We start from the raw sequence: 16,496 nt of genomic DNA on the forward strand, positions 1-16,496 counted from the left end.
TCGGTTGAGCACCCGCCGTCATCCCGCCAAAGATTTCAGAGGACCCACCCATGCCGCTTCAGCCCGCCACCCCACTACGCCCTACTCAAGAGGCGACCATGCACGCCCCGAACAGGGTCGCATTGTTCTGGTTGACGACCGCGACGGGTGTCGTGCTTTTCGTGACCTTCCAGTTGTTCTTCTACGTCAATACCTTCGTGAGAGCGCACGGAGCGACAGCGGCCATCACGTTCGATCCCGGCATCCTGTGGATGTTTTCCGCCTTCTACGGCTGCTGGATCGTCACGGTGCTGCTCGCACTGATCGGGACCCGCCGGACGCAAGGAATCGCCCTGGTCCTCGGCAGCGTGCTCGTCGTCCTGAATACCCTCGGAGGAATCGCGGACGGGCTGCGCGACGGCTGGTATGTCGCGCTCTCTGCCGTGCTCTTCATCACCCTGCCCGGTGCGTTCGCCATTGCGATCACCTGGCGCCACATCAAGCGTCAAGGAGTTGGCCATGCCCATGAATAGTTCGAACTTCCCCTTGGTCTGGATGAACCTGTCCCAGGAACCCGGGCATGACCACCAGCAGGACTTCGATGAGTTCGAGGCGAACCTGCGGCGCGGGGAGCCGTTCGTGATCCTGAGCGACAGCACGCCAAGCGAGGACCACGACCACACGCCGGAAGAAAAGAAACGCACGGCGCTATGGATGAAAAAACACAAGGCCGAACTGCGAAGGCTGGTGCTGGCGATGATCCAGATCGAACCCAACTCGGCCAAACGCGTCGGATACAAGGCTTTTGCGGTGCTGTTCGCCAAGTTCTGGGGTTACCCCATGCTGCTTGCCGCCTCGCGTGAGCAGGCGCTGGAGATGGCAAAAGAACTGCTGGCGACAAACGCGGCAGGGTCTCGCTGACGGCCCATGCCGGAGGAACTCGCCACAACACCGGCGGCCGGTCGCCGGGAGGCGCCCGATTCAGCACGACGACGTCGAGATTCAGCGCTTCCAGCGCCCGCAGCAGTTCGCCGACGCTCGATACGAAGTCCGCGCAAGCGACTACTGATGCAAACCGGGGCGGGATGCGCCGCGCCGCCTCATGCGTCCTTCGCCAACGCCACCAAACGCGCCAATGGCGAGCCGGATGACGCATCGCGCCAGATCAAGGTCAACGGAACGGTGAACGCGGATGCCGGATCCAGCGCCCGGTACACCACGCTCTCGCGATGCAGCGACTGCAGCGCCATCGGCACGATCGCAATGCCCTGCCCGGCCGCCACCATGGCGGCAGCAGACAGCAGACGCGGCACGGTGGCCACAGCGCGCGGCGCGAAACCGGCGCGGTGGCAAGCAGCGGACAGCACGTCCAGGATGCCCGGCCCGTCCGGGCTGCGATACAGCACGAACTCCTCCATCGCCAACTCTTCCAGCGCCAACGCACCGGTTGCCGCGCTCAGCCGGTGTCCACGCGGCAGCGCGACCACCACCGCTTCTTCGCACAGGGTGACGGCGCACAGCGGCGCAAAGCGCTCGGCGGGAGCGCGGACGAACGCCGCATCCATCTCTTCGGCCCTCGCCGCACGAAACAGGCTGTCGGTAGTGTTTTCGCGTACGTCCAACGCGACCTGCGCATGGCGTTCGCGGAACGCCCGCAGGATCCGCGGTACCAGCTGATGCAGCGCAGCCGAACTGGTGTAGCCCATTACCAGCCGCCCCAGTTGCCCCTGCGCCGCACACCGGACGCGAACGACGGCGTCGTCGGCCGCGGCCAGAATGGCCTGCGCATCCGCCAGGAACACCCGGCCTGCCTCGTTGAGGCGCACGCTGCGCGGCGTCCGCTGGAACAGTTCGACACCCAGTTCGCGCTCCAGGTCGCGGATCTGCTGGCTGAGCGGCGGCTGCTGAATGCCCAGCTGTGCGGCCGCCCTGGTCACGCTCTGCGCAGCTGCCACGGCGACGAAATAACGGAGATGGCGCAATTCCATGGCGTTAATGATATTCAAAATATCTGCTCATGGTAGCAAGCAGATATTTTACATTCCGATTATCCCTGCCTAGCATCGCAGGCCGTGCATCCAGCCATGGTCCACTGCCAATGCCCATCGATTTCCACGCTCACCAGAACCGATACACGTACTCCGGCAGGGACGTCGATCCTGCCTGGATGAACGCCGTGCACGCCCTTGTCGAACCTGCCGGCAAGCGGATTGCCGACGTTGGCTGCGGCGGCGGACTTTACGCGCTGGCCTGGCATGCGCTGGGCGCCGCCCAGGTCACAGGCGTCGATTTCTCCGCGGAGATGGTGGCTGCGAGCCGCGAGCGAGGCGCTGGCATGGACAACGTCTGCTTCGTACAAGGTACCGCCACCGCGACGGGGCTTCCCGCGGCGAGCTGCGATGTGGTGTTCCAGCGCGCATTGATTCACCACCTGCCGGACTACGCGGCGTGCTTTGCCGAGGCGCGTCGCCTGCTGGCGCCCGGTGGCCGCCTGCTGGTGCAGGACCGCACACCCGAGGACGTCGACCTGCCTGGATCCAGCACGCACCTGCGTGGCTACTTCTTCGACCGCTTTCCGCGGCTTCGCGCCGTCGAGGCCGGCCGTCGACCTACGCACGCGACCGTCGCGGCGGCAATGCAAGCTGCCGGCTTCACCGACATCGCCGAGCATTCGCTGTGGGAGACACGCAAACGCTATGGTGACTTCGAATCGCTGGCCCTCGACCTGGGGGCACGCACCGGTCGCTCGATCCTGCACGAACTGAGCGATGACGAACTGCAGTCGCTGATCGACTACCTCCGTGACCGATTGCCCGCGCACGGGGAAATCGTCGAGAAAGACCGATGGACCCTCTGGGTTGCACGACCCGCCTGACGACCTGCATGCCATATTTATCCAAGCCGCCGGCGGATCTCAGCGTCGCACCGGTGCCACGCCTCCATGTCGAGACCGAATTCGCCGACCCGACGCTTCGACCCGAGCGCCCGGATTGATCCCCTGCCATGCGCCATCGAAGCACGACAACGCTTCGGCAGTCGCTCCTGAAGCGCAACGAGACATGAAAACCGACAACACCGCGATCGCGATCCGGCGCGCTCGTGCCGATGAGGGAGCACGTGCAGTCCAGATCTGGCAGGAGGCGGTCGATGCGACACACCAATTCCTGTCGGCGCCGGATCGCCTCGCCATCCAGACGCTGGTGCGCGAATTCCTGCCCAGCGCGCCGCTGTGGTTTGCCGTCGATGCGCACGACCGCCCACTGGCGCTGATGCTCATCGAAGACGGGCATATGCAGGCGTTGTTCGTCGACCCCGCATATCGCGGCACCGGCGTCGGCGCCGCGCTGGTGCGGCAAGGTCTCGCGCTGCATCCGCGCATGACCACCGACGTCAACGAACAGAATCATCAGGCTGTCGGCTTCTACGAAAGAATGGGTTTCAGGCGCACAGGCCAGTCCCCGCGCGACCACCAGGGCAAGCCCTATCCACTCATCCACCTTGAATACGCGCCCTAGGCGCACTTTGGAACAGCGCTCGCGGCCTACGCAGGGAGCGGCAGATGCGGAAAGCGTCGGCGCTTGCGCTACTCTCTAAAGATCCTGGCGCAGTACGCGCGCAGCCGTTGCGGCGCGTCGAGCGGGCCGCGGAAGGCGATATGACCGTCGGGCCGCACCAGCACCATCGCGGGATCGCCTTCGACGCCGTAGGCACCATGTGCCAACCCATCCAGGTCGAACAGCGCCGTGGCGTCGCCAGCCTGCGGTACCGCCTTGCCAAGGATCAACCGCGGCCGGACCCACTCCCACGCATGGAGCTGCGCCAACGCACCACGCATCGCCATCAAGGCGTCCTGCTGCCGGGCATCAAACAGCAACAAGGTCCAGCCCCAGGTCACGCCATCGGGGTTGTACAGATGCGCGAACAGCGTCGTGGACGCACCGTCCTGGGCGATGACGGTCGCATCCGGTGCGCGGTCGCCAGGATGCGGAACGCGTCGGTGCACGATCTCCCGCAATCCCTTGAGGTGGTCTTCGTTCAAGGGGCTGTCGGGATAGGCGACGGACAGTTGCTGGAGATCGTCAGTGCCCTGGATCAGCGCGCCGATGTTGGGCAGGAAACTGGCGGCGATCCCCATGGCCGTATCCTTGATGGCGCCGCGATACACGCTGTTCCGGAAGCCCTTTTCCTGCTGCGCATCCAGACGGCGGTGTTCGCCGCCGCGTTCCAGCCCGTAGGATTCCAGCAGCACCGGTGCGGCCTTGCCGTCGAGCGCCATCGCCAGCCGCCATGCCAGGCCGACCGCATCCTGCAGCCCGGCGTTCATGCCCTGGCCGCCCGCGGGCAGGGTGAGATGGCCGGCATCGCCGACCAGGAACACGCGTCCCTCGGCGTAGCGCGAGGTCACGCCATGCTGGAAGCGGCTGTGGGTGATCCAGATCGGATCGCTGAGCTCCAGCGTCTCGTCTTCGGTGACCTCACGCGCGATGGCCTGCAGTTCTTCCAGGGTCGGATCGCGATCGGGGATGCCCGCGTCGTCGGACAGGAAGAACAGCCGGTGGTAGCCCTCCCACACCGGCAGCACGCCGCAGAAGCCCTTGGGGTAATAGAAGAACCACAGGTGATCGAAATCGGTGGAGCGGCGCCAGCGCAGTTTCGCGTCGAGCTGGCGGTTCATGCAGTGGGGCAGCTTCTCCGTCGCGAAGTCCGCGCCGATCTGCTTGCGCACGAAGCCTTCGGCGCCGTCCGCGCCCACCAGGTAGCGGCAGCGCAGGCGCTCGACCGGGCGCCCTTCGACCGGCTCACCGTCGTCGTTCACCGTCGCGACCGTCACGCTGACGCCGTTTGCATCCTGTTCGAAGCCGACTACCTTGCGGCCGCTTTCGAGCGCAGCTCCGCCGGTCTCGATCTGCCGGGTGAGCACGTTCTCGATGACGTCCTGGCCGCTGTACAGCACCTCCGGATACGGACTGGCGACCTGCGCAATCGCGATCGGATCCACCGTCTTGCCGTTCAACAGGGTGTTGATCTGGGTGATCCGGTACGCCTGCTCGGCCAGGGCATCGCGGATGCCGATGCTCGCCAGCAGCTCTTGCGGGCGCGCCCAGAGATTGTTGGCGCGCGAATGCGGCTTTGGCTGCGTGCGTTGCTCGAAGATGCGGAATCGCACCCCATGGTGGGCCAACGCGCAGGCGCTGGTCAGGCCAACTGGCCCGCCACCGATGATGATGACGTCCGTATCGAAGCCGTCGGGATGCGAGGCAAGCGCCATGGTCTCTCCTTGGGATGAGTTGTGTGGCACGCAGGCTTGCGCGCTTCATTCGGCCAGCGACTGATCGAGGGCGTCGCGCATGTCCAGGAGCACCGCGATGGCGGTCCTGACGCGCTCGGCACCCAGTCGGTCGATCAGGTGCTGATCGAGCGACGCGACTGCGGCTTCGGCGGCGCCCAAGGCTGCGCGTCCCGCCGGCGTCAACACCACCAGCTTGGCGCGCGCATGGTGCGGATTGGTCTCGAAGACGACGAACCCGTGTTCGGCCAGCAACTCGACCACGCGCTGCACCGCCTGCCGGGTCAGGCCCATGTTGCGGGCGATATGCGCCACCGGCAGCGGCACCGGCGAGTAGCCCAGCGCACCGAGCACTTGCCACCATGCGGTGGTCAGCCCGATCGGGCGCACCAACCGGTTGCCCATGTCGACCAGGCGGCCGTTGGTGGCGAACACCGCAAGGACCAGCTCGCGAACCAGCAAGGGAAGGTTTTCCGTAGCCATGCACCATCCTGTCAATTTGACAGCATGTTGTCAAATAACTCACAACAACGTGGTGTCGCTCCGACGCACCTCCGGGGCTCCTCGGCGTGACTGCTGAACTTCGGCATGTGCTGTCGCAGCGCCTTGGGCGGGTCGCCCCTACCTAGCGACCGCCGGCGACGGATCGGCGGCGGCATTGCCGCGCCCACCGCTGGCACTAGGAATCTGCTGGCGCAGCGGTGGGCTGCAGCAGCAGCCGCACCAACGGATTCGGAAACCGCCGCGCCATGGTCACGGCGTGGAAGGTCTCCACGATGTCCGGCAATTGATCGCCCTCCACCAGCACGCCCGCGGCGATCTCGTCCTTGACCACGATCGGCGGGAGCACGGCCAGGCCGATGTCCTCGCGTGCCAGCAGGCGCATCATCGCCATGTCCTCCACTTCCGCCACGATCTGCGGGCGCACGCCCAGGCGATCGGCCAGGGCATCGAATCCCGCGCGCACACTGTTGTCCACCGTCGGCAGGATGATGGGATGCTGGCGAAGCCGATCGGCGACGCTGGCGGCATGGCCCAGCCGATCCGGCGTACCCACCAGGCTGACCGGTCGCTCGGCGAGCCGATGGGTCACGAACGGGGTCAGCGCATCGCTCGGCGGCGCCTGATTCAGCAGCACCACGTCGAGGTTGAGTGCTTCCAGCGCCCGCAGCAGTTCGCCGGCGCTGCCCGAGCGCAGGATCAGGTCGATATCGGTGCGGCCGAGCAGCGGCCGCAGGAACTCCAACTGGAAGTTGCGCGACAGCGTGGCCAGCGAACCGACCCGCAGCGCCTGCCGCGCGGCGCCGGTCTGCCGCAGCGTGCCCAGCAGCTCATCGCCGGTGGCGAAGATCGCATCGGCGTGGTCCAGCGCGATCTGCCCGGCCTCGGTCAAATGCAATTGCCGCCCGCGCCGCTCGAACAGCGCGTGGCCCAGACGCTCCTCCAACTTGCGGATCTGCACCGACAGGGCCGATTGCGTGAGGTTGAGCCGCTCGGCGGTGCGGGTGAGATTGCCGTCGTGGGCCACGGCCCAGAAGTAGCGCAGGTGGTTGTAGTTCAGGGCGGCCATCGTTCGATAATAACGAACGATATCGTGAAAACAATGAATTTTTGTTCGGCCCCAGCGATCGCTATCGTGGCGCCGCCCGCCACCGCGCCCGATCCGAGGGGACTGCCTTGTCGCTCTATCTGCTGCCGCTCTCTGCCCCATTGCTGTTGCTGGTCGCCGCCGTGTTCGGCTTTGTCCGCAACGGCCGACGCCCCCGCTTCCTCCCCGCCTTCGCCGAAAGTGCCGCGTTCGGCGCATTGATCGTCGCCATCGCCTCGTTGGCGCTGCTGATCGCCCGGCGCGCCGGCGACAGCGAACTGCTCGGAGCGAACGGCATCGGCCTCTCGGTCCGGCTCGATGCGGTGAGCACCACGATGCTGCTGCTGGTCGCCTTCGTCGGCTGGATCGTGGTGCGCTACACCCGCACCTATCTCGATGGCGAGGCGCGCCAGGGCTACTTCACCGGTTGGTTGTGCGTCGCGCTCGCCGCGGTGTTGCTGCTCGTGCAGGCCGGCAACCTGGTCCAGATCGTGGTGGCCTGGATCGCGACCAGCATCGCGCTCAATCGCCTGCTGCTGTTCTATCCCGACCGCGTGGCGGCGCAGCGCGCCGCACGCAAGAAGCGCCTGTTCTCCAGCATCGGCGCCATCGCCCTGGTGGGTGCGGCCGCGCTGGTCTGGAACAGCCTGGGCACCACCGACATCGCCACGATCAACACCCTGGCCCGCAGCGGCCAGCACGGCTGGTCGCTGACCGCGGCCGCCGCCCTGCTTGCGCTGGCCGCGGTGCTGAAATCGGCGCAGTTCCCGACCCACGGCTGGCTCACCGAGATGATGGAGGCGCCCACGCCGGTGTCGGCGCTGCTGCATGCCGGGGTGGTCAACGGCGGCGGCTTCCTGCTGATCCGCTTCGCCGACCTGATGCTGGCCGCTCCGGGCGTGCTCGCCGTGCTGGCGATGCTGGGCGGGTTCACCGCGCTGTTCGGTGCGCTGGTGATGCTGACCCAGCCCGCGGTCAAGACCTCGCTGGCCTGGTCCACGGTCGCGCAGATGGGCTTCATGATCCTGCAGTGCGGGCTGGCGCTGTTCCCGCTGGCGCTGCTGCATATCGTCGCGCACTCGCTGTACAAGGCGCATGCCTTCCTGGCCTCCGGCGGCGCGGTCGAGCAGGTGGCATCGATTCGCCGGCCCGGGCCGGTGGCGGTGCCCGATGGGGCCGCGGTCGGCCGCGCCTTCCTGATCGCGCTGGCAATCTACATCGGCATCGGCGCGGCCTTCGGGTTCGCCTTCGGCTTCGGGCACAAGTCGCCACAGGCGCTGGCCCTGGGCGCCATCCTGATCTTCGGTGTGGCGTACCTGCTGGCCCAGGGCCTGGCCGATGCCGCGCCGCGTCCGCTCACCCGCAGGACCGCGCTCTACGCCAGCGCCGCTGCGGTCGGCTATTTCGCGCTGCAGACCGCCGCCGAATGGCTGACCGCGGGCGTGCTGCCGGCAACGCCGGCACCGGGTCGGCTGGAGTGGACGCTGATGGCGCTGGCGGTGCTGAGCTTCGGCCTGGTGGCGGTGGCGCAGGCGCTGTTCCCGCTGTGGGCGACGCACCCGGCCGCCGCCGGACTGCGCGTGCATCTCTCCAATGGCCTGTATGCCAACGCCACGCTCGATCGCCTGCTCGGCGGCTGGTCCGTCCGCAAGACCTCGTGACTCCCTAACCGCCAGGACACCCAATGCTGATGACCACCACCGACGTGTCGCCCCTGTCCCACGCTGCGATCATCGCCGCCGCCGCGCGTGCGGCGCGCGCCATTCCCCCGCTGTGGCCGCTCGCCTCGAGCGTGGCAGTCAATCCCTTCCTCGGCCAGACCGGCGAACCGCTGCCGATCGCGGCGGCGCGGCTGCGGCGCGCGGCCGGCATCGCCGTGACCATGCCGCGCGCCTGGTATGCGCAGCGGCTGCAGTCCGGCGAGATCGCCGAAGAGGATCTGCATGCAGCTTGGCACGCCGCACCGGCCGCCCTGCGTCCGCCGAGCGTGTCCGCACTGAAGCTTGCCATCGAAGCCACGTGCCCTGCCCCGCAGGCGATCCCGACCGTCGCCGATCTGGCACGCGATGCGTCGCAGGTCGACTGGCCGGGCATCGTCGAAGAGCGCATCGGACACTGGGCCGCCAGCTACTTCGATCAGGGCCAGGCGCTGTGGGTCGCCGGACAATCCGGCGGCGCCTATAACGCATGGCGACTGGTCGCGACCCACGATCTGACGCCGGAAATCGCCGGACTCGCCCGATTCGCCCAGCAGGTGGCGGACGCGCCAGCGACTGCCGAAGAGGCGATCATCGAGGGGGTCGCCCGCCTCGGCCTCGCGCCAGACGCGCTGGAGGGCTATTTCCACCGCCTGCTGACCACGCTGGGCGGCTGGAGCCAGGTTGCGCGGTATCGGCTCTGGCAAGCGGAGTTGAGCGGCGGAACCGATGCCTGCGTCACCGACCTGCTCGCCATCCGCATCAGTTGGGACGCCGCGCTGCTGGGCAAGTTCGGTGCGGCGATCGCGCCGCAGTGGCGAAGCGCCATCGACGCCTACAGCGCGCCGGTGGCGGCGACACCGGACGATGTCGTCGACAGCCTCCTGCAGGAAGCGGCCGAACGCGCGGCGCAGCGGCGGCTCGACGCGCTGCTTGCGGCACCCACCTCGCTCCCGGCGGCGCCCGAGCGGATGAAGCTGCAGATGGCCTTCTGCATCGACGTGCGCTCGGAAGTGTTCCGCCGCGCGCTGGAAAGCCTGGATGCCGGCGTCCAGACCCTGGGATTCGCCGGATTCTTCGGGCTGGGCATCGGCCATCGGCGGTTCGCCTCGGACGTGGTCGAGGCACGCCTTCCGGTGCTGCTGACACCAGCGGTGCACACCTGCGCGGAAGCGCCGACGGCCTCGGTGGCCGAGGCGGACCTCGCCGCGCGGATCGCGGCGCGTGCGAAGCGTGCCTGGGGACGCTTCAAGCTGGCCGCCATTTCCTCGTTCGCCTTCGTCGAGGCCACCGGCCCGATCTACGTCGCCAAGCTGCTGCGCGATGGCTTGGGACTGACGCGCCGCGCGGCGCCGAACGATCCCGCGCCGCGCCCGGCCGACGCGCTCGACCTCGACACGCGCCTGACCATGGCCACGCGCATCCTCACCGCGATGTCGCTCACCAGCGGGTTCGCGCGACTTGTCGTGATCGCCGGCCACGGGGCAAACGTGGTCAACAATCCGCATGCCAGCGCCCTGCACTGCGGCGCCTGCGGCGGCTACTCCGGCGAAGTGAACGCGCGTCTGCTGGCCGCGCTGCTCAACGACTCCGAGCTACGCGCCGGTCTCGCCGAACGCGGCATCGCGATCCCCGCCGACACGTTGTTCGTCGGCGCCCTGCACGACACCACGACCGATGCGGTCACGCTGTACGGCGCCGACCATCCTTCGCCCGACCATGCCGCCGACATCGACCAGGCGGCGCGTTGGCTGCACGCCGCCGGCGCGCTGGCGCGCGGCGAGCGCGCCCTGCGCCTGCCGCGCGCGCAGCGCAGCCAGGACATCGCGCCTCGCGCCCGCGACTGGGCCGAGCTGCGTCCGGAATGGGCGCTGGCCGGCTGCCAGGCTTTCATCGCCGCCCCGCGTGCGCGCACGGCCGGGCGCGACCTGGCCGGACGCGCCTTCCTGCACGACTACGACTGGCGGCGCGACGAGGGCTTCGGTGTGCTGGAATTGATCCTGACCGCCCCGGTCGTGGTCGCCAGCTGGATCAGCCTGCAGTATTACGGCTCGACCGTCGCGCCCGAGGTCTTCGGCGCCGGCAACAAGCTGCTGCACAACGTCACTGGCGGCATCGGCGTGGTCGAGGGCAACGGCGGCCTGCTGCGCGGCGGACTCCCCTGGCAATCGGTCCACGACGGCGAACGGCTCATCCACGAACCGCTGCGGCTGTCGGTGCTGATCGAAGCGCCGACTGACGCGATCACCGACATCCTCGAACGCCATCCGCAGGTTCGCGCGCTGTTCGACAATCGCTGGCTGCATCTGTTCGCGCTGGACGACCAGGGCCGCATGGCGTCGCGCTACAACGGCGAGTTGCGCTGGGAGGCGTGTCCTGGCGATGCGCGGTCCAGGCGCAGCGCCGTGCCAGCACACGCGTGACTCACCTCCGGTCCATCCTGCCGCTCTCAAGCGCAAAGGGCGTGCTCTCCGGAAACCGAAGCAGACAGAGACCGCGCCGGACGCTGCCTGTCTGGCCGGCGCGATCTCCTCCGCATCGGCATGTCTCGGCACCTTGTTGCCCGATCGCGCCGAACAATGCGCCGCACTGTTGCTCGGTCATGCGCTCACGCCGCCTTCGCCAACAAGGCGGCGACGGCCGTTGTGGCATCGGCGACGGCGGCGTTCACCGCATCGGGGCCGAGCACCGTGCCTTCGATGCGCACCACGTCGACATCGGTGAGACCGATGAAACGCAGCAGATGGAGCAAGTAGCTGGTCTGAAAGTCGAACGGCGCCCATGCGCCCTCCGAGAACACGCCGCCCGTGGCAGCGACGAGATAGACCTTCTTGCCGGTCAGCAGCCCCTCCGGCCCGCGCTCGCCATAGCGGAACGTGACACCGGGCCAGGTGACGTGATCGAACCACGCCTTGAGTTGCGAGGACGGGCCGAAGTTCATCATCCCCGAACCGAGCACGATCACGTCGGCGAGCTTCAGTTCGTCTACGAGCTCCTGGGCGATGTCCACCGCCTCGACCTGTTCCGGTGTGCGGTGTTCGGCCGACGCGATCCGGCCATGAATATAGGCCGACGTAATGTGCGGCGGTGGATGCGCGGCGAGGTCACGCACGGTCAGCTGACCGCCCGAGCGGGCCTGGAGACCCTCGGCGATGTCGGTCGCGAAGCGCGTGGAGAGACTGTCCGCGCGGCGCGGACTGGACGTGACAAGGAGGATACGGCGCATGAGGGCTCCAAGGTATAAAATAAGAACCAAGTAATAAGTAAGAAGTTACTTACCAATCCATACAGAGGATGGTATGGTCCCTGCCGGCGCCCCACAAGAAGGCACACGGATGTCACCTGGTCACATCGACCCACCTGTCGAAGTCCCTGCACCTGATACGGGTGGCTGTCTGGCGACCCGTCAAATCCTCGATCGCATCGGCGACAAGTGGAGTCTCTACATCATCGCGATGCTGGCGAACGGCCCGCAGCGCTTCAACGCATTGAAGCGTGGCATCGACGGCATTTCCCAGCGCATGCTGACGCTGACCCTGCGCGGACTGGAACGCGACGGACTGGTCACGCGCACGCTGTATCCGACGATCCCTCCGCGCGTCGATTACGCACTGACCGACCTTGGACGCACGCTATTGAAGCCGGTCATGGCACTGGTCGATTGGGCGAACGAGAACCAACGCGCCATCGCCGAAGCACATCGACGTTTCGACGATGCGCCGGAGCAAGATCAGGTCTTGGTTCAGGGCGTCGTCTACCAGCGTCGCTAGTCAGACCCCGTTTTCGTGGGGCGTGGCTGGAAGAAGCAACTGCCAGTACACGACATCCACCCAACGGCCGAACTTGTAGCCGACCTGCTCGAAGTGGGCGACCTTCTTGAACCCTAGCGCCTGGTGCAGCCGGGCACTTGCATCGTTCGGTTGAGCGACACCGCCGATGACTGCGTGCAACTCCAGCCGTCGCAGTGTTTCCAGCAGCGCGCCATACAGGACAGCGCCCAGCCCTCGCCCACGATGCCCGTCAGCCAGGTAGATCGTGGATTCCACCGAACGCTGGTACGCCTTTCTCGCTCTCCACTGGGTGGCGTAGGCATACCCGGCAACCTCGTCGCCCACCAGCGCAACCAGCCACGGAAGGCCGACGCGCTGGACGTCTTCAATGCGCCTGGCCATGTCGGCCGACGTCACGGGATCCAGTTCGAACGTGACGCACGTGTTGGCGATGTAGTGGTTGTAGATGTCCGCGATGCGCTGGGCATGCACGGGACTGGCCGAAACGACGGTCGCTGTCATGGTCACCGGCTTCCTTTGTTGATGAAAGGCAAGGCCTGGATCACAGGCGCTTCGACATGCAGACAGCGCTGGACGGACAGAGGCGTTCGAACTGGCTCGACGCCCCGACCAGCGGCGGCACCTGCCGTCGGTCGCACTGTACGTAGCCCATGGCGGCGAACACATCCTGCGCCGTCGTGGTCAGCAGATACAAGGCAAGCACCTCACGCTGCACAGCCAGGCGCTCTGCCTCCCGAACCAGCCGACGCCCGAGGCCATCACCGCGATGCCCCTCCGCGACGCATAACGACCGCAGCACGCCATGTTCGCCATGGAATTCGACAGCCACCGTGCCGACCAACCCACCCCGACGCGCGGCAAGGAACTGTCGCGACGCGTGACCGGCGATCAGGTCCGAGGTCGGCAACCCCGAGGACTTCAGCAGTTCTTCCGTCTGCTGATCGAACTGCGCCAGGCTGATCACGACGTCCATGACATCACCTCGGTATGTGCAGAAGCACGAAACGACGGTTGGCGGCAGCCTGGCGATGCGCCGTCGGCGCGACATGAGCCGTGTCCAAGCTCATGTCGCAGCCATCTCGCATCGAGTGGCCAAGCGTCAGCAAGTCCGTCCTGCTTCGCAACGCACGTCGCCGCCGCAGCAGTTCTCGGTCAGGTAATCGAGCAGGCGCGTCATCGTGTCGAACTCGGCGCGATAGCAGACCGTCCTGCCCCGTTGCTCAGCGCGGATCATTCCGACAGCAGCCAGCTCCTTCAGGTGGAAGGACAGGGTCGGTCCCGGCAGGGTCAGCGCGCTGGCGATCTCGCCCGCCAGCTTGCCCGACGGCCCGGCCTGGACGAGCAGCCGGAAGATGGCCAGGCGGGTCTCCTGGCCCAATGCCGACAAGGCCTTGGTTGCGGTCAAATGTTCCATTATTTTAGAATAATTGAATTAATGAACCCAGGCAATCGATCATGGACCTTCCCAATCTGGACCCAACGCTTGCGCCCGTAGCGGATCGCGCGCGCCTGGCCGCCGGCGATGCCGAGCACAAGCCGCGCATCCTGATCCTGTATGGATCGCTGCGCCCGGAGTCCTACAGCCGAAAGCTGGCACTGGAGGCGCAACGCCTGCTCGACTACTTCGGTGCCGAGACCCGTGTCTTCGATCCGCACGACCTGCCCATGGTCGATGCCGTCGGCCCGGACCATGCGAAGGTGCAGGAACTGCGCGCCGCGTCGCTGTGGTCGGAAGGCCAGGTCTGGGTGAGCCCCGAACGTCATGGCGCGGTGTCGTCGGTCTTCAAGAACCAGATCGACTGGCTGCCCCTGCAGGAAGGCAGCGTCCGCCCGACGCAGGGACGCACGCTCGCGGTGATGCAGGTCTGCGGCGGATCGCAGTCCTTCAACGTGGTCAACGCGCTGCGCATGCTTGGGCGCTGGATGCGGATGGTGACCATCCCGAATCAGTCGTCGGTGCCGAAGGCCTGGCAGGAGTTCGACGCCAATGGCCGCATGAAACCATCGGCGTACTACGACCGCGTGGTGGACGTCATGGAGGAACTGGTGAAGTTCACCTATCTGGTGCGCGGTCGCAGCGACTACCTGGTCGACCGCTACAGCGAGCGCAAGGACACGCAGGCCGCCGCTGCACTGGCGACGGCCGCAGGCGCGGTCGAAGCCACCCAGGCGGCAAAGACCGCGTCATGAAGGCCGTGATCTGCCACAACCCGGAATGCGGAACCTCGCGCAACGCCTCGCCCTGATCCGCCACGCAGGCGCACACCCAGAGGTCATCAAATACCTCAAGACGCCTCCAAGCCGGCAGCGACTTGTGGAGCCGATCGCCGCATCCGGACTGACGGTGCGAGAGGTTTTTCGAAGAAAGACACGCCGTATCAGGCGCTGGAGCGACGCAATCCCGAGCTGACGGACAGGGACCTGCTGGACGCGATGCCGGAAGGCGAGCCGGAACACTACCGCGATGCCAAGCCTGCTTCCGGGGCGCGCCGATCAGCCAGCGCCGCCCAAGAAGCAGGTCACCTCACTCCCACTCGATCGTCGCCGGCGGCTTCCCGGAAATGTCGTAGACCACCCGCGACACGCCGCGCAGCTCATTGATGATGCGGTTGCTCACCGTGCCGAGGAAGTCGTACGGCAGGTGCGCCCAGTGCGCGGTCATGAAGTCGATGGTCTCCACCGCGCGCAGCGCAATCACCCATTCGTAGGCGCGGGCGTCGCCGACCACGCCGACCGACTTGACCGGCAGGAACACGGCGAAGGCCTGGCTGGTCTTGTCGTAGAGGTCGGCCTTGCGCAGTTCGTCGATGAAGATCGCGTCGGCCTTGGCCAGCAGTTCGGCGTACTCGCGCTTCACTTCGCCGAGGATGCGCACGCCCAGGCCGGGGCCGGGGAACGGGTGGCGGTAGACCATGCTGCGCGGCAGGCCGAGTTCGACGCCCAGGCGCCGCACTTCGTCCTTGAACAGTTCGCGCAGCGGCTCGACCAGGCCCAGCTTCATGTGCTCGGGCAGGCCGCCGACGTTGTGGTGGCTCTTGATGACGTGGGCCTTGCCGGTCTTGCTGCCGGCCGACTCGATCACGTCCGGGTAGATGGTGCCCTGCGCCAGCCACTTGGCGTTGCGGAGCTTGTTCGACTCTTCGTCGAAGATCTCCACGAACAGGTTGCCGATGATCTTGCGCTTGGCTTCCGGGTCGCTGACGCCGGCCAGCGCCTGGAAGTAGCGGTCGGCGGCGTTGACCCGGATCACCTTGACGCCCATGTGCTCGGCGAACATCGCCATCACCTGATCGCCTTCCTGCCAGCGCAGCAGCCCGGTGTCGACGAACACGCAGGTCAGCTTGTCGCCGATCGCCTTGTGCAGCAGCGCGGCGACCACCGACGAATCCACGCCGCCGGAAAGGCCGAGGATCACCTCGTCGTCGCCGACCTGGGCGCGCACGCGGGCGATCTGGTCGTCGATGATGTTGGCCGCGGTCCACAGCGTGGCGCAGCCGCACACGTCGACCACGAAGCGGCGCAGCAGGGTCTGGCCCTGCAGGGTGTGGGTGACTTCCGGATGGAACTGCACGCCATACCAGCGCTTGGCCTCGTTGGCCATGGCGGCGACCGGGATGCGGTCGGTGACGGCGGTGATGGTGAAGCCCGGCGGCACCTGCGACACGTGGTCGCCGTGGCTCATCCACACGTTCAGACGCGACGCGCCTGCGTGATCAGTCAGTCCGGAGAACAGCGCATCGGCAGCGACCACCTCGACCTCGGCATGGCCGAACTCGCGCTGGTCCGCCGCTTCGGTGGCGCCGCCGAGCTGCGCGGCCAGGGTCTGCATGCCGTAGCAGATGCCGAAGATCGGCAGGCCGCTGTCGAACACTTCCTGCGGCGCGGCCGGCGCGCCCGGCAGCGTGGTCGATTCCGGGCCGCCGGAGAGGATGATGCCCTTGGCGCCGAAGCCGGCGATCTCGGCCGGATCGTGGTCCCACGCCCAGATCTCGCAGTACACGCCCAGTTCGCGGATGCGCCGCGCGATCAACTGCGTGTACTGCGCACCGAAATCGAGGATGAGGATCTTGTCGCTGTGGATGTTGGTCATTGGGCCGGGAATCGGGAACGGGGAATCGGGAATGGGCAAAGCGGTGCAGACGCTGGTTCATCGA

General features: G+C 67.0%; 17 protein-coding genes and 1 pseudogene. 9 read left to right on the forward strand and 9 right to left on the reverse strand.

Annotation, left to right across the window (positions count from 1 at the left end):
• Positions 1 to 98: 98 nt before the first annotated feature.
• The gene (locus RAB71_RS11725) at positions 99 to 512 is read left to right on the forward strand and encodes a hypothetical protein (protein ID WP_010342933.1); all 414 of its coding nucleotides are present in this window, start codon (positions 99 to 101) and stop codon (positions 510 to 512) included.
• Entirely contained in the window at positions 505 to 900 is a 396-nt protein-coding gene (locus RAB71_RS11730) for a hypothetical protein (protein WP_199774629.1), read from the forward strand. Before RAB71_RS11725 ends, RAB71_RS11730 begins: the two co-directional genes overlap by 8 nt.
• A gap of 179 nt (positions 901 to 1,079) precedes the next feature.
• Here RAB71_RS11730 and RAB71_RS11735 read toward each other — a convergent pair whose 3' ends face one another.
• Positions 1,080 to 1,967, reverse strand: a complete 888-nt coding sequence (locus RAB71_RS11735) for a LysR family transcriptional regulator (RefSeq protein ID WP_010342931.1) — start codon at positions 1,965 to 1,967, stop codon at positions 1,080 to 1,082.
• Between the two features lie 110 nt (positions 1,968 to 2,077).
• Between RAB71_RS11735 and RAB71_RS11740 the strand changes: the two genes are divergently transcribed.
• Both RAB71_RS11740 and RAB71_RS11745 read left to right on the forward strand, forming a co-directional pair.
• Positions 2,078 to 2,854, forward strand: coding sequence for a class I SAM-dependent methyltransferase (locus tag RAB71_RS11740; RefSeq protein WP_010342930.1), 777 nt, complete (start codon positions 2,078 to 2,080; stop codon positions 2,852 to 2,854).
• A gap of 184 nt (positions 2,855 to 3,038) precedes the next feature.
• Entirely contained in the window at positions 3,039 to 3,494 is a 456-nt protein-coding gene (locus tag RAB71_RS11745) for an acetyltransferase (protein ID WP_010342929.1), read from the forward strand.
• Between the two features lie 68 nt (positions 3,495 to 3,562).
• Here the strand turns inward: RAB71_RS11745 and RAB71_RS11750 are convergent, their stop codons facing one another.
• From RAB71_RS11750 to RAB71_RS11760, 3 genes are all read right to left on the reverse strand, one after another.
• On the reverse strand, positions 3,563 to 5,248 hold the full coding sequence (locus tag RAB71_RS11750) for an FAD-dependent monooxygenase (protein WP_010342928.1): 1,686 nt from the start codon (positions 5,246 to 5,248) through the stop codon (positions 3,563 to 3,565).
• Between the two features lie 45 nt (positions 5,249 to 5,293).
• On the reverse strand, positions 5,294 to 5,749 hold the full coding sequence (locus tag RAB71_RS11755; RefSeq protein WP_029562088.1) for a MarR family winged helix-turn-helix transcriptional regulator: 456 nt from the start codon (positions 5,747 to 5,749) through the stop codon (positions 5,294 to 5,296).
• Between the two features lie 196 nt (positions 5,750 to 5,945).
• Positions 5,946 to 6,836 (reverse strand): LysR family transcriptional regulator, encoded by an 891-nt coding sequence (locus RAB71_RS11760; RefSeq protein ID WP_010342926.1) that lies wholly within the window; start codon positions 6,834 to 6,836, stop codon positions 5,946 to 5,948.
• Between the two features lie 107 nt (positions 6,837 to 6,943).
• Between RAB71_RS11760 and RAB71_RS11765 the strand changes: the two genes are divergently transcribed.
• Positions 6,944 to 8,515: a proton-conducting transporter membrane subunit gene (locus tag RAB71_RS11765; RefSeq protein ID WP_010342925.1), complete on the forward strand. Its 1,572-nt coding sequence runs from the start codon at positions 6,944 to 6,946 to the stop codon at positions 8,513 to 8,515.
• Positions 8,516 to 8,538: 23 nt separating this feature from the next.
• The gene (locus RAB71_RS11770; RefSeq protein WP_104609484.1) at positions 8,539 to 10,974 is read left to right on the forward strand and encodes a YbcC family protein; all 2,436 of its coding nucleotides are present in this window, start codon (positions 8,539 to 8,541) and stop codon (positions 10,972 to 10,974) included.
• Between the two features lie 185 nt (positions 10,975 to 11,159).
• Here the strand turns inward: RAB71_RS11770 and RAB71_RS11775 are convergent, their stop codons facing one another.
• A complete protein-coding gene (locus RAB71_RS11775; protein WP_010342922.1) occupies positions 11,160 to 11,777 on the reverse strand; it encodes an FMN-dependent NADH-azoreductase in 618 nt (205 codons plus the stop codon).
• A 109-nt stretch (positions 11,778 to 11,886) separates the two neighbouring features.
• Here RAB71_RS11775 and RAB71_RS11780 point away from each other — a divergent pair, with 109 nt between their 5' ends.
• Positions 11,887 to 12,321: a helix-turn-helix domain-containing protein gene (locus RAB71_RS11780; protein WP_029562087.1), complete on the forward strand. Its 435-nt coding sequence runs from the start codon at positions 11,887 to 11,889 to the stop codon at positions 12,319 to 12,321.
• Here RAB71_RS11780 and RAB71_RS11785 read toward each other — a convergent pair whose 3' ends face one another.
• From RAB71_RS11785 to RAB71_RS11795, 3 genes are all read right to left on the reverse strand, one after another.
• Positions 12,322 to 12,843 carry an arsinothricin resistance N-acetyltransferase ArsN1 family B gene (locus tag RAB71_RS11785; RefSeq protein WP_010342920.1) on the reverse strand — a complete coding sequence of 174 codons (522 nt, stop codon included), beginning with the start codon at positions 12,841 to 12,843 and terminating at the stop codon, positions 12,322 to 12,324.
• A 40-nt stretch (positions 12,844 to 12,883) separates the two neighbouring features.
• On the reverse strand, positions 12,884 to 13,315 hold the full coding sequence (arsN2, locus tag RAB71_RS11790; RefSeq protein WP_010342919.1) for an arsenic resistance N-acetyltransferase ArsN2: 432 nt from the start codon (positions 13,313 to 13,315) through the stop codon (positions 12,884 to 12,886).
• 126 nt (positions 13,316 to 13,441) lie between these two features.
• Positions 13,442 to 13,756 (reverse strand): helix-turn-helix transcriptional regulator, encoded by a 315-nt coding sequence (locus tag RAB71_RS11795; RefSeq protein WP_029562086.1) that lies wholly within the window; start codon positions 13,754 to 13,756, stop codon positions 13,442 to 13,444.
• 41 nt (positions 13,757 to 13,797) lie between these two features.
• On the opposite strand from RAB71_RS11795, the gene arsH reads away from it, so the two are divergent.
• Together arsH and RAB71_RS11805 are read left to right on the forward strand one after the other, a co-directional pair.
• Positions 13,798 to 14,532 (forward strand): arsenical resistance protein ArsH, encoded by a 735-nt coding sequence (arsH, locus tag RAB71_RS11800; protein WP_010342917.1) that lies wholly within the window; start codon positions 13,798 to 13,800, stop codon positions 14,530 to 14,532.
• A pseudogene (locus tag RAB71_RS11805) lies at positions 14,529 to 14,721 on the forward strand (arsenate reductase (glutaredoxin)); the annotation flags it as partial. The gene arsH and the pseudogene RAB71_RS11805, both read left to right, overlap by 4 nt.
• Before the next feature lie 145 nt (positions 14,722 to 14,866).
• Here RAB71_RS11805 and guaA read toward each other — a convergent pair.
• A complete protein-coding gene (gene guaA / locus RAB71_RS11810) occupies positions 14,867 to 16,432 on the reverse strand; it encodes a glutamine-hydrolyzing GMP synthase (RefSeq protein ID WP_010342916.1) in 1,566 nt (521 codons plus the stop codon).
• Between the last annotated feature and the right edge of the window lie 64 nt (positions 16,433 to 16,496).

This window comes from Xanthomonas sacchari (assembly GCF_040529065.1).
GTDB lineage: Bacteria > Pseudomonadota > Gammaproteobacteria > Xanthomonadales > Xanthomonadaceae > Xanthomonas_A > Xanthomonas_A sacchari.

What these genes read in the sequence shown, in the direction of transcription:
- RAB71_RS11725 (WP_010342933.1), top strand. Translation starts at nt 99, where the DNA reads ATGCACGCCCCGAACAGGGTCGCATTGTTCTGGTTGACGACCGCGACG.
- RAB71_RS11730 (WP_199774629.1), top strand. Translation starts at nt 505, where the DNA reads ATGAATAGTTCGAACTTCCCCTTGGTCTGGATGAACCTGTCCCAGGAA.
- RAB71_RS11735 (WP_010342931.1), bottom strand. Translation starts at nt 1,967, where the DNA reads ATGGAATTGCGCCATCTCCGTTATTTCGTCGCCGTGGCAGCTGCGCAG.
- RAB71_RS11740 (WP_010342930.1), top strand. Translation starts at nt 2,078, where the DNA reads ATGCCCATCGATTTCCACGCTCACCAGAACCGATACACGTACTCCGGC.
- RAB71_RS11745 (WP_010342929.1), top strand. Translation starts at nt 3,039, where the DNA reads ATGAAAACCGACAACACCGCGATCGCGATCCGGCGCGCTCGTGCCGAT.
- RAB71_RS11750 (WP_010342928.1), bottom strand. Translation starts at nt 5,248, where the DNA reads ATGGCGCTTGCCTCGCATCCCGACGGCTTCGATACGGACGTCATCATC.
- RAB71_RS11755 (WP_029562088.1), bottom strand. Translation starts at nt 5,749, where the DNA reads ATGGCTACGGAAAACCTTCCCTTGCTGGTTCGCGAGCTGGTCCTTGCG.
- RAB71_RS11760 (WP_010342926.1), bottom strand. Translation starts at nt 6,836, where the DNA reads ATGGCCGCCCTGAACTACAACCACCTGCGCTACTTCTGGGCCGTGGCC.
- RAB71_RS11770 (WP_104609484.1), top strand. Translation starts at nt 8,539, where the DNA reads ATGCTGATGACCACCACCGACGTGTCGCCCCTGTCCCACGCTGCGATC.
- RAB71_RS11775 (WP_010342922.1), bottom strand. Translation starts at nt 11,777, where the DNA reads ATGCGCCGTATCCTCCTTGTCACGTCCAGTCCGCGCCGCGCGGACAGT.
- RAB71_RS11780 (WP_029562087.1), top strand. Translation starts at nt 11,887, where the DNA reads ATGTCACCTGGTCACATCGACCCACCTGTCGAAGTCCCTGCACCTGAT.
- RAB71_RS11785 (WP_010342920.1), bottom strand. Translation starts at nt 12,843, where the DNA reads ATGACAGCGACCGTCGTTTCGGCCAGTCCCGTGCATGCCCAGCGCATC.
- arsN2 (WP_010342919.1), bottom strand. Translation starts at nt 13,315, where the DNA reads ATGGACGTCGTGATCAGCCTGGCGCAGTTCGATCAGCAGACGGAAGAA.
- RAB71_RS11795 (WP_029562086.1), bottom strand. Translation starts at nt 13,756, where the DNA reads ATGGAACATTTGACCGCAACCAAGGCCTTGTCGGCATTGGGCCAGGAG.
- arsH (WP_010342917.1), top strand. Translation starts at nt 13,798, where the DNA reads ATGGACCTTCCCAATCTGGACCCAACGCTTGCGCCCGTAGCGGATCGC.
- guaA (WP_010342916.1), bottom strand. Translation starts at nt 16,432, where the DNA reads ATGACCAACATCCACAGCGACAAGATCCTCATCCTCGATTTCGGTGCG.